Source organism: Desulfobacula sp., from assembly GCF_030145145.1.
Taxonomy (GTDB): Bacteria; Desulfobacterota; Desulfobacteria; order Desulfobacterales; family Desulfobacteraceae; genus Desulfobacula.
This window is the reverse complement of the sequence record NZ_JAQYWD010000038.1, coordinates 14,085-26,116: the sequence shown is the minus strand read 5'-3', so window position 1 is coordinate 26,116 and position 12,032 is coordinate 14,085. Positions and strand designations below refer to the sequence as shown.

The following is a 12,032-nucleotide window of genomic DNA, read 5'->3' as shown; positions in this document are numbered from 1 at the left end:
CTTTATCAAGGATAATCTTTATAACGCCGAATCAGCATGACACACTATAAACGACATAAACCGTTTTTCACCGCCGCCATTGTCCTGAAGGCAATTATTTATACCAATGTCATCATGTTTGTGGTCAGCCTGGTCTACAGCGGCAACAACATGATCCTGTCCCTGAACCCGTTTTACATGTTAACCCCGTCCCTGGACGTATTAAATTTTTTGGGGGCATCGGGCCGTCTGCCCATTGTTAAATTTGAAGCCTGGTGGTCTTTGATTACCGCCAACTGGCTCCACGGTGGTCTACTCCATATCCTGTTCAACATGATGGCCCTGAGAACGGTTGCCCCGCTGGTGATGCAGGAATTCGGCCTGGCACGAATGTTTTCCATCTATACCCTGGCCGGGATAGCTGGATTTTTATTGTCCTATGTCGGCAATGTTTATCTGACCATAGGCGCTTCATCCGGGCTTTGCGGACTCATTGGCGCAGCCCTCTATTTCGGCAAGTCCAGGGGAGGGCAATGGGGACAACTGGTGTACAAACAGACCTCCGGCTGGGTGGTCAGCCTGGTTCTCATCGGTTTTCTAATGCCCAACATCAATAACTGGGGTCATGCCGGAGGATTACTGGCCGGCATTGTTTTTGGATGGGTACTGGGATACAATGAGAAACGAAAAGAAACGATTCTGGATCATGGCTTAGCCCTTTTCTTTGTGGGGATAACCGTGTGGCTTTTGGCAAGATCAGTTATCACGGGCTTTTTTCTTATTTTCACCTGACTCAACTTTCGGAGGCGGCCATTTTTACACAAATTTTACACTGCTGCCTTGAAATCCATTGGGTTCTCAATTATATGAGCCCATATGAAACTGCACACAAGACAAAAATTCGGTAAAATTGCCGTTGTGGCAATGGCCGGGATATTTCCCCAGGCCCGGGATACCCGCCATTTCCTTGACAATATCCTCCATAAAAGAGATGCGGTGATTCAGGTACCGGACCATCGATGGGTCGGGCCTGTTAATGATTTTATCTCCCGGCAGACCCTTCCGGACAAAGCCATTTCCAGCAAAGCCGGCCTCATTGAAAATTTTCAATTTGATCCCAACGGTTTTCTGGTGGACAAAACCCTGTTAACGGCGCTCGACCCGGTACACCAACTGGTGCTGCAGGCGGGCAGAGATGCTTTTTTAAACTGCTCGCATACCCGGGAGGATAAAAAACGAACCGGCGTTATCCTTGCCGCCATTGCCCTTCCCACGGACACATCTTCTTTGTTCTCCTGGCAGGTCCTTTGCGATGGAACCATAAAACGCCCCGGTCCAAAGGATTTTTCCCGGACAGCCGTGGTCTCACTTCCTGCCGCAATCCTGGCACGGGCCATGGGATTTGAAGGGGGGAGCCATACCCTTGATGCTGCGTGTGCATCCTCCTTATATGCCATCAAACTGGCCTGTGAACACCTGCAGTTAAAAAAAGCGGATATCATGGTGGCCGGTGGGGTTTCCCGGCCGGATTCATTGTATACCCAGATCGGATTTTCCCAACTTCAAGCCTTGTCCCCCTCGGGCAGGTGCTCTCCCTTTGACCGGTCAGCGGACGGACTGGTGGTGGGAGAAGGCACCGGCATCATCGTGCTGAAACGACTGGAAGATGCCATTGACTGCGGCGATACGATCCATGCGGTCATTTCCGGGGCCGGGGTATCCAATGATATTGAGGGAACCCTTGTGGGACCGGCCTCGGAAGGACAGGTACGCGCCATGATCCAGGCCTATGAGCAGGCCGCCTGGTCGCCTGGCGATATCCAGTACATGGAATGTCATGGGTCAGGTACCCCTGTGGGGGATCAGGTGGAATTGTCCAGCATTCATACGTTACGCAGTCTCTTCAACTGTCAGGAGACGCCCCTTTCCATTGGATCTGTCAAATCAATGATCGGCCATCTGTTGACGGCCGCCGGTGCAGCCGGATTCATTAAAACCGTTTTGTCCATGAATGAAGGACTCTTACCACCGTCTTTAAATTATTCCGCCCCATCTTCCACCAGCCTTTTAAACGACAGTGCAGTCACGGTTCAAACCCAAGCTGAACCGTGGATACCCGGCGCCCCCCATGCGACACGGAAAGCCGGTATCAGCGCTTTTGGATTTGGCGGAATCAATGCCCATCTGCTGATTGAAGAATTTAACCCTGGTGCCGCCCCCCATCGGGTAAGCGCCAGGAAAAAAAAAGCGGTCTTCAAAACGATCCCCTGCGCCATCATTGGCATGGAAACCATTACAAAAGAGTGTCTTTGCCTGTCCCAATTTAAAGATCTGATGTTTGATAAAACCCGTTTAAAGCCCGAACCGCCCGGATTAAGGTGGAGAAGGCCCCAGCCTGAGGCTGCCGGAGAAATGCCGGGATTTTATATGGATCATGTGTCAACCCGGCTGGGCGAATTCCATATCCCCCCCAATCAGATGCACGATATCCTGCCCCAGCACATCCTCCTGCTTAAAGCCGCCAAAGGGGCTTTGGAAGATGCCCGAATCAATCCAAGACCCGCCCCGGATGAAGCGCCACGGCATCATATCGGTTGTGCCATCGGCATTGAATTTGATTATGGTGCCACAGACTTTCATCTTCGATGGAAAATCAACTCTCTTGAAGAGACATTGAAAAACCGAATTTCACCTCCCTTGACCTTTAACCGGACCCTGGGAGCCCTTGGCGGAATTGTGGCCTCCCGGGTGGCAAGGGAATTCAAACTTGGGGGCCCCTGTTTCACCCTGTCTGCCGGCGCGGCTTCCGGTATCAAAGCCATTGAAGCGGGAATTCATTCTTTAAGTGCCGGGGAAACAGATCTGTTTATCTGCGGCTGTGTAGACCTTGCAGGGGATATCCGCCAAGCAGGCCTCAATGACATGGCCAAACCCCATACCGAAATGATCCTGCCGTCGGAAGGGGCGGCCGCCATGGTTTTAAAACCACTGGACCAGGCCATTGAAGACAATGACCGGATTTATGGGGTAATCACGGGTGTGGGCGGTGCCGGCGGGGACCTGATCCCCGGGGAAACAGCCCCTGACCCGGAACGATCAGCGGCCCTGTATACCCGATCCCTTGAAACCGCTCTCAACGACGCAGGAACCCATTTTAAGGACCTTTGTCTTTATGAGGCCTGTGCCTCCGGGATAATGGAACATGATGCCACGGAGACCCGGGTGTTAAACACGCTTTATTCAAAAGCCCCGGGCACCCCCGCCTGCCATGTCACTTCAGCCGCCAGCCGTATCGGAAACACCCGGGCGGCATCTGCCTTATTCTCGGTTATTAAAACAGCGTTGTGCCTCTATTACCGGGTGATGCCGTCCAATAAAGCCATGGCCGCCTGTTTTAAAAATCTGGACAGAAACCAATATCACTTCACAGACACGCCGGTTGTTTTGAACCGTCAGGACAAAGACACGATCCTGACGGCCTGTGCGGCATCCATCACCCTGGATGGCGCCTGCGCCCATGCCATCCTTGAAGAGTACAGATCCAACGACACCCTTTCTCCGGCAGTCTCCTTTTTTGATGAACATGTCCCGGGGTCTTTCACCCCATCAACAGATGCGTTTATCCTGAAAACCAATCCCCGACAGATTTCAGAAGCAACCATCCGGAAACTCCAGGACCATCTGGCGGGGAAGGCCATCAAGCCCCCGGATTTGGCACCGACGAAGCCCCGGGAGGATATCCCCCCGCTATCCAATACCCCTGATTCTGGAAAAACCGCATTGCAACATGACCCGGTATTTGATCCGGCCCTGATAACCAAGGGTACCCTTGCCACATCCCAGGCCCATGAAAAATTCCTTGAATTTTCAAATGAAACCATGGGGCTGCTTGAAAAACAGTTTGCGGCACTGACCCGCCTGGCCGGCGGGGTTAACCACCAGACAGAGAACCAGACCGAGGCGCGCCTGCTGCCTGACGGGAACCGTCCTGACAACCCATTAGAACCACTCCCTGCAATGGTTCAACAACAGGACACATCCACACAGCGCCCCTTCCTGGATCGGGCGCAATGCCTTGAGTATGCCGTGGGAAAAGCCGGCAATGTGCTGGGAAAAGACTTTGAGATTATCGATACCTATCCTGCCCGGGTGAGGTTGCCGGATGAGCCGTTGATGCTGGTGGACAGGATCATGGAAATCCAAGGCGAAAGGCTCTCCCTGACATCGGGAAAAATCATTACCCAGCATGATGTCAAGGAGGATGCCTGGTATCTGGATGGCGGGAAAACACCGGTTTCCATTTCCATTGAAGCGGGCCAGGCAGATCTGTTTTTATGCGCCTGGCTGGGCATTGATCATGTGGTCAAGGGTACCCGGAAATACCGGCTGCTGGATGCCAGGGTAACCTTTCACCGGACGTTGCCCGAACCCGGAGAAACCATTGAGTACCACATTGAAATTGACCGTTTCTTGAAACAGGGAAAGGTATACCTGTTCTTTTTCCATTATAAGGGATATATTCGCGACCAATTGTTCATTTCCATGCGGGACGGGTGTGCCGGATTTTTTACAGAACAGGAGGTTGAACATTCAGGCGGCATTATTCTAAAGACCGAGGATGTACAAAAAATCGATTCCCCCTGTGACTTTATCCCCCTGGTGCCGGTAAAAAAAGAAAGCTATTCCGATGAACAGGTAGAGGCTTTGAGAAACGGCAACCTGGCTGCAGCCTTTGGAAAAAACTTTGTTAACAGGCAACTGGGAGACCCCTTAAAGCTTCCCGGCAAAAGGATGCATCTCATTGACAGGGTTCTTGAGTTTGATCCGGCAGGCGGCCGGTTCGGGATGGGGTCCATCATTGCCCAGGCAGACATCCACCCGGATGCCTGGTTTCTCACCTGCCATTTTATTGACGACCGGGTCATGCCGGGCACCCTGATGTATGAATGCTGTGCCCATACCTTAAGGATTTTTACCCAGAGAATAGGCTGGATCAGTGACCGGAAGGATGTCTTTTATGATGTTGTGCCCCATAATGAAAGTGATTTAAAATGCCGGGGACCGGTAACACCTGACACAAAAAAAGTAAGGTATGAACTGGAAATAAAAGAGATGGGGTATGCCCCGGACCCTTATGTCATCGCCGATGCCCACATGTTTTCCGATGATTTGAGAATTGTCCTGTACAAAAATATGGGAATGAAACTGGTGGGTCTGACAAAAATAGAACTGGAATCTTTCTGGAGAAAGCAATGAAATATTCAAAGGTATTTATAGAATCATTCGGCTATGAGCTTGCCCCCCATGTGGTGACCACGGAAGCGCTGGAAGAAAAACTGGCCCCTTTTTACAAGACAATGGGATTTGATATCGGTCAGCTGACAACCCTTACCGGCATCAAAGAAAGACGATACTGGGATGAAGACCACACCCTTTCCGACCATGCCGCCATTGCCGGACAAAAAGCCCTGGATGAAGCCGGGGTCTCCCCGGATCAGATCGGCGCCCTTGCCTATTGCGGGGTGGGCCAGGATGGATTTGAACCCGCCACCTCCTGTTCCGTTGCCCACCGATTGAACATGGGTCGCGACGCCCATATTTATGATGTGAAAAGCGCCTGCCTGGGCATGATAACCGGCATGGTCCATGTGGCCAATGAAATAGAACTGGGCCATATCAAGGCGGGTCTTGTGGTCTCCTGTGAAACCGCCCGGCAAATTGTGGATGCAACCATAGATGACATCAATACCCATAAAACACTGGCGTTTTATAAAGAGGCCATTGCCACACTGACCGGTGGATCAGGCGCGGCTGCCGTGCTGTTAACAGACGGCACCATCGGCAACCCGGACAATCGAAAGCATACCCTTAAAGGGGGGGTTGTAAAAAACACCATTGAACATCACCGGCTCTGCCACTGGGGATTTGAGCAAAAAGGGATGCCAACGGATTCAAAGGTCATCATGCGTACCCAGGCCCAGCGTGTTCTTGAACACGGCCTTGACCTTGCCGGTAAAACATTTGAGACCTTTAAACAGGAATTTGATCTTGCCCCGGGCAAACCCGATAAATTTATTGGACACCAGGTCGGGGCCCTGCACCACCAGAAATTCTACGAGGCGTTGAACGAGGATATAAAAAAAGACTTTGCAACCTTTCCGTTTCTGGGTAATATGGGGTCGGTATCCCTTCCCATGACAGCTGCCATCGCTGATGAGAGGGGATTTTTGCAGCCCGGAGATTTTGTTGCCTTTATTGGGGTTGGATCAGGACTGAACTGTTATATTTTAGGTGTTGAATGGTAGAAAAACAGATTAATGGCACACGGACCTCCACACGCGCCTTTGAAGCGCTCTATCCCTTTGATTCCAACTTCATCTCCCTTAATGGGCATGAACTTCACTATATTGACCAGGGAAAAGGAGCACCCGTGCTCATGGTGCACGGCAATCCGACCTGGTCGTTCTACTTCCGACACCTTATCGGTCATCTTTCAAAAGAATTCCGTACCATTGTACCCGATCATATCGGATGCGGCTTTTCCGACAAACCCGATGGAAAGAGCTACAATTACACCCTTGAATCCCGGGTAAAGGATTTGGATACCCTGATCCGTCAATTAAATATCCATGAAAAAATCAGTCTGGTTCTCCATGACTGGGGCGGCATGATTGGTCTGGCCTGGGCCGTCGACCACCTGGATAGAATCGATAAAATCGTTATCACCAACACTGCCGGGTTTTTCCTGCCAAAGGAGAAACGATTTCCATTCCTGTTGTGGCTCATCAAATATATCCGGATTTTTGCGGTCCCGGCTGTCCTTGGTCTTAACGTGTTTGCAAAAGGGGCGTTGTATCTGGGCAGTCACACCCGTTTGTCCAAAACCGTCAAAAAAGGCCTTGTTGAACCCTATAATTCCTGGAAAAATCGCATCGCGACCTTAAGATTTGTCCAGGACATTCCCCTCAGCAAAACCGATGAGAGCTACGCCATTGTCGATCATGTGGATCAGCAGTTAAAACATCTGAAGGAAGCGGATCTGATGTTTTTATGGGGCGCCAGGGATTTTGTGTTTGACCTGACCTTTTTAAATGAATTTAAAACACGGTTTCCCAGAGCTGTCACCCATGTTTTTCATGATGCCGGCCATTACCTGTTTGAGGACAAGCCCGAAGAAACGACCCACCTGATCAAGGCCTTTTTGAACAAATGAGACAACCACAGAAAAGGATTCTTTGTTTTGACATTTAGCTAATGCCTGGGGTAAAACACCATCATGCTTGGATTTGGGAAAAAGAAAAAAAAAGACACACCCGCATCACCGGAAAAGACGGTACCGGAAATCCAGGAGAAAAAAACCAGGCAAGACGATTCCAGTACCCAGACGGCATCTGTCAATACCATACCGGGGGGGAAAAAATCTTCCTGGCGGTCAAAGAAACGCATTTTTTTTGTCCTTTTGGCTCTTGTGGCGCTTGGCACCCTTGGCATGGCCTCATATTATGGCTATGCCCTGTATGTTGCCGCCAAAGACCCTGATGCCGGAAAAGCCATCTATTCACCCATTGAATTGCGCCATCTCAATCTTCCCGAAGAGATGGTCCGGTTCAGCTTTAAATATTTTCCGGATCTCTATGACACAATGATTTCTTTTAACACTGTAATGACCCTCATTGACAACGAGATTGCCCGAATTGATGCCATTGCCCATCAATATCCGGATCAAAAAAAGATAGCAGACAAAGAAAAAAAGATTTGGGAAAAAGAAAAAAAGGCCCTGGAAAAAGCCTTTATAAAAATTGAAAACCCGGTTAAAGAAACCTATGTTTTATTTCGGGTCAACAAAGAACAGGGTCTGGTTCAGATAAATGTTATAAAAAAGGAGTTAACAGACCTTGCCCATGGTGCGTTAGCCCCTGCCCAGGAACTGACCCAAAACTTAAAACCCATTGAAACGGTTCCCCAGGGCTTTATCAAAGGGACCCTTTATAAACTCAAAAAGAAATTTTTATGACAGCCTATACAAATATTTCACTTGGTCTAAAAAAAACACAGGAAACCCATCCCTATAAACGTGCACTGGTTTATCCTGCCGGCAGGGATAAAAACGGCAGGGTTCTCTACAGCCAGATGACATTCGCCCAGCTGGAAAAGCAATCGGATCAGCTGGCCTTCGGCCTGGAGCGCATCGGTATTCTCCGGGGGACCCGAACCATTTTAATGGTGCCGCCGGGGATGGAATTTTTTATCCTCATCTTTGCCATGTTTAAAGTGGGGGCCATACCGGTTGTGGTGGATCCCGGAATGGGGATCGACAGAATGCTGCAATGCCTGCAGCAGGGAAAACCCAAAGCCTTTATCGGCATTGAAAAAGCCCATCTGCTAAGAAAACTCAAACCCGGTTTTTTTACATCGGTCAACCGATGGGTTACGGTGGGCAAACGATGGTTCTGGGGGGGATATACCCTTGACCAGCTGATCCTACCAACAGATGATCCCTATCCAAGGGCCCACACCCGCCGGGATGAAACCGCTGCCATTGTTTTCACCACGGGATCAACCGGCCCTGCCAAGGGGGTGGTGTATACCCATGGAAACTTTGACGCCCAGATCAAACAGATCCAGGAACACTTTCAGATTGATCCGGATGAGATTGATCTGCCCACCTTTCCCCTGTTTGCACTTTTTGATCCGATTCTGGGCATGACCGCCGTTATTCCGGATATGGATCCAACCAAACCTGCCCTTGTGAATCCCCAAAAAATCATTGAGGCCATTGAAAACCACGGTATCACCAATATGTTTGCCTCCCCTGCCCTGCTGAATCGGGTGGGCAAATACGGCAAGGAAAACAATATCAAACTGCCCTCCCTGCGGCGGGTGGTATCAGCGGGTGCACCCGTGACACCTGCCAACATTGAACAATTTTCAACCCTGCTGTCTGGCGCTGCCCAGATCCATACCCCCTATGGGGCAACAGAGTCTGTTCCGGTGATCTCCATCGGATCCAATGAAATCCTGGCAGAAACCAAGACGCTTTCCGAACAGGGATTTGGCATGTGCATCGGCAGGCCCATCTGCGACACCCAGGTAAAAATCATCACCATCAGTGATGCCCCCATCACCCAGCTCCATGACGACCTTGAGGTCCCTGAAAATCAGGTGGGAGAAATAACCGTAAAAGCGGACCTTGTGACCCAACACTATTTCAACGACCCTGAAGCAGACCTGCTGGCTAAAATTCCTGATTCAGACGGCACGGCCTGGCATCGGATGGGGGACCTTGGATGGCGGGATTCAAAGGGAAGGATATGGTTTTGTGGCAGAAAAGGCCACCGGGTCATCACCAAAGAGGAAACCCTGTTCACGATTCCCGTGGAAGCCATCTTCAACAATCATAAACATGTTTTCAGAAGCGCCCTTACCGGCGTAGGCCCCAAAAACATGCAGACACCGGTTGTGTTCATCGAACCTTTTTCAACCGTAAACAACCTGAAAGAATTGATCAATGAACTGCTTGAACTGGCAAAATCAAACCCGTTAACCGCAAAAATTGATCATATTTTTATTGAAAAGTCGTTCCCTGTGGATATCCGGCACAACTCGAAAATATTCCGGGAAAAACTGGCCGTTAAAGCACAAAAAAAACTGAATCGGTGACAGGTCTGATCATTGCCAATGCCGGCAACTATTTGGCCTTTGATGCAACGCAGTAGATGGGCCAAAAGGCAAGCTATTTCGTTCAATTTATAAAATTTGCGGTCCTAAGGATTAATCCGGCAGCAAATCATAAAAATACGTCATGGCATCTGACCGGGTAATAATCCCGATAATTTTATCCTCTTTCATGACCGGCAGACGTCCGACGTCATGTTTTATCATCAATCGGGCAGCTTCCATGGCGCTTTTATCATGGGGGATACTGATGACATTCCGGCTCATAAATGCTTTTATGGGCGACAGCATATGATTTGATTTTCTCACTTTCTTGAAATCCCGTCGAGAAACGACACCCACGATATGGTCTTCGTCATCCACAACCGGCATCCCCGTGCACCCCATGTCCCTTAAAATCATGGCCACCTCTTCTACCTTTGTGTCCTCATTCACCGTAACGACGGGATAGGACATGATGTCTACCAGCAGGACCGACGAATGCTGGTTCCCGGAGATGAGTTCAATCAGGATATCTTCAATTGCGTCCGGGTTTGCTGCCTTTAAAAGTGCGGATCCCGCACCCGGATGGCCACCGCCACCTATGCTTCGCATTAACAGGCCGACATTGATTTCATCGATATTACTCCGGCCGATGATCATGCATTTGTTCCGTTCAACATCCCTGAAAATACCAAATGCAGCATCCACATTGACAATTTCCCTGTACATCTGAAGGACCATGGCAAGATTCTGGATTCGTCCGTATATCTCCATTTTGGAAATACTGATGGAAAACCCGGACACTTCCTTTCTTTCTGCCTTCTGTATCATTTCAAAAAGAATATCTTTTTGTTTTTTTCCGTAAGCCTGCCGTAAAAAGGTGGTCAGGATATTCAGGTCTGCTTTTCTGTCCAGGAGAAACCCGGCAGCATGGGCATCCTCGGATAAGGTTGAGGGAAATGTCAGGTTACCGGTATCTTCATACAATCCCATCAAAAAAAGCGTGGCTTGAATCGGGGTAATCAGCTTTCTTTTTTTTTCAATTTCTTTCACCAGCAGGGTAACCGTAGCCCCTGTTTCTCTGATGGTTTTCCGGTCGGTTTCAATATCCCCTTCACTATGGTGGTCCCATATGATAATCTCCAGATCCTTTCTTGCCTTCAAGGAATCCATTCCTTCCAGTCGGTCCCAGGAATGGGTATCCACCACCACCAGGGTTTTGACATGGGCCAGTGTAATATCATTGGGGGAGTAGAGGTCAAAAAGATCTTTATGAATGGATAAAAATGCCTTTAAATTTGCATTAATGGATGTGGGCAAAACCGGTTTTGCCCCGGGATAAAGCAAGGTCGCCGCCACCAGAGATGCCAATGCATCAAAATCCGATCCTTTATGGGTGGTGATAATCTTCATAGGTCCCTCTTTTCGTTACGCTTAAGTTGAATATAATCCTTGCAGATCTGTATTCAAGATTTGATTGAAATCCCAAGGGAAGACATTCTTTTTCGAATACTATCATAATGAGACCCTCTCCAAAAGACGTTTTTGCACTGCGGGCATCGAAAAAACGTATTAAAATATAGTTTGGTTTTGGGTTCCAGAAGGGGCATCACTTCGCTTTTGGCCACGGTTACAAGGGGGACATTACACGCTGTGCAGCGTGAAAAGAAATGAATCATGGGCTCCAAGCCAAAGAAACAAACCGTTTCAACCAGCTGTTCATAGGGTAAATCAGCCATGATTCTCCGGGCAAAATCAATTTTTTTTCGCTTTAGCAGATCGGTATCCCGGGTCAGGATAATTCGATGTTCTGCTTCGGCAATATCGGCAATTTCATGATCCAAACAGGAGGAAGAATAGTGGACATCAAATCCCAGCAGGATCAAAAGACGTCCTAACCGGATCACGTTCACATCTGCAATAAATCGGAACCTGTCGAGCGGTTTCGGCCTCAGTACCGATGGTGACCGAACATCAAAAGGTGACGGTATGCCCTTGACGTCCACTCTTCCCGGAGAAAATGGAATGTATGAAAAATCAATCACCTGGTAATTAAAATAAAGATGCCCCACTTCCGTATGGGGCACCCCAAGGGACTCAATGATATCCTTGACAGAGGCATTTCGATTTACGTCATATACCAGTCGCCGGTCTTGTCTGCCCTTTGTCTGGAAAAAATCAAATTCTTTTCCAAAGTGGATGAGAATCTTCATAGCAGTAAACTTTCACCGACTTACACACCCCGAAAGTCTTAATTCCCGTTTTATTCGATGATCTGTGACCATTAGAAACAAAGATTTTTTTTGCCTGGACCCTGTTTTTCAATACCTTGTTTTTGATCACAAGTAAAGGAAGTTTGATTGTCACCATAATAAGAATTGCTGATCAATTGCCTG

The 12,032-nt window shown here is 49.0% G+C and carries 8 protein-coding genes; 6 read left to right on the top strand and 2 right to left on the bottom strand.

All coding sequences use genetic code 11. The features are described 5' to 3' along the window. Positions 1-36: 36 nt before the first annotated feature. From Q1Q15_RS19600 to Q1Q15_RS19575, 6 genes are all read left to right on the top strand, one after another. Positions 37-771 (top strand): rhomboid family intramembrane serine protease, encoded by a 735-nt coding sequence (locus tag Q1Q15_RS19600; RefSeq protein WP_300463858.1) that lies wholly within the window; start codon positions 37-39, stop codon positions 769-771. An 84-nt stretch (positions 772-855) separates the two neighbouring features. Next, on the top strand, positions 856-5,235 hold the full coding sequence (locus Q1Q15_RS19595) for a beta-ketoacyl synthase N-terminal-like domain-containing protein (RefSeq protein WP_300463857.1): 4,380 nt from the start codon (positions 856-858) through the stop codon (positions 5,233-5,235). Beyond that, a complete protein-coding gene (locus tag Q1Q15_RS19590) occupies positions 5,232-6,284 on the top strand; it encodes a 3-oxoacyl-ACP synthase III (RefSeq protein ID WP_300463856.1) in 1,053 nt (350 codons plus the stop codon). Before Q1Q15_RS19595 ends, Q1Q15_RS19590 begins: the two co-directional genes overlap by 4 nt. After that, positions 6,278-7,192 carry an alpha/beta fold hydrolase gene (locus tag Q1Q15_RS19585; RefSeq protein WP_300463855.1) on the top strand — a complete coding sequence of 305 codons (915 nt, stop codon included), beginning with the start codon at positions 6,278-6,280 and terminating at the stop codon, positions 7,190-7,192. Before Q1Q15_RS19590 ends, Q1Q15_RS19585 begins: the two co-directional genes overlap by 7 nt. Before the next feature lie 63 nt (positions 7,193-7,255). Next, positions 7,256-7,993, top strand: coding sequence for a hypothetical protein (locus Q1Q15_RS19580; RefSeq protein WP_300463854.1), 738 nt, complete (start codon positions 7,256-7,258; stop codon positions 7,991-7,993). Further along, positions 7,990-9,639 (top strand): fatty acid CoA ligase family protein, encoded by a 1,650-nt coding sequence (locus Q1Q15_RS19575; RefSeq protein WP_300463852.1) that lies wholly within the window; start codon positions 7,990-7,992, stop codon positions 9,637-9,639. The genes Q1Q15_RS19580 and Q1Q15_RS19575 overlap by 4 nt, the downstream gene beginning before the upstream one ends. A gap of 111 nt (positions 9,640-9,750) precedes the next feature. Here Q1Q15_RS19575 and Q1Q15_RS19570 read toward each other — a convergent pair whose 3' ends face one another. Together Q1Q15_RS19570 and Q1Q15_RS19565 are read right to left on the bottom strand one after the other, a co-directional pair. After that, a complete protein-coding gene (locus Q1Q15_RS19570) occupies positions 9,751-11,049 on the bottom strand; it encodes a CBS domain-containing protein (RefSeq protein ID WP_300463851.1) in 1,299 nt (432 codons plus the stop codon). Positions 11,050-11,102: 53 nt separating this feature from the next. Next, positions 11,103-11,849 (bottom strand): Mut7-C RNAse domain-containing protein, encoded by a 747-nt coding sequence (locus Q1Q15_RS19565; RefSeq protein WP_300463849.1) that lies wholly within the window; start codon positions 11,847-11,849, stop codon positions 11,103-11,105. Between the last annotated feature and the right edge of the window lie 183 nt (positions 11,850-12,032).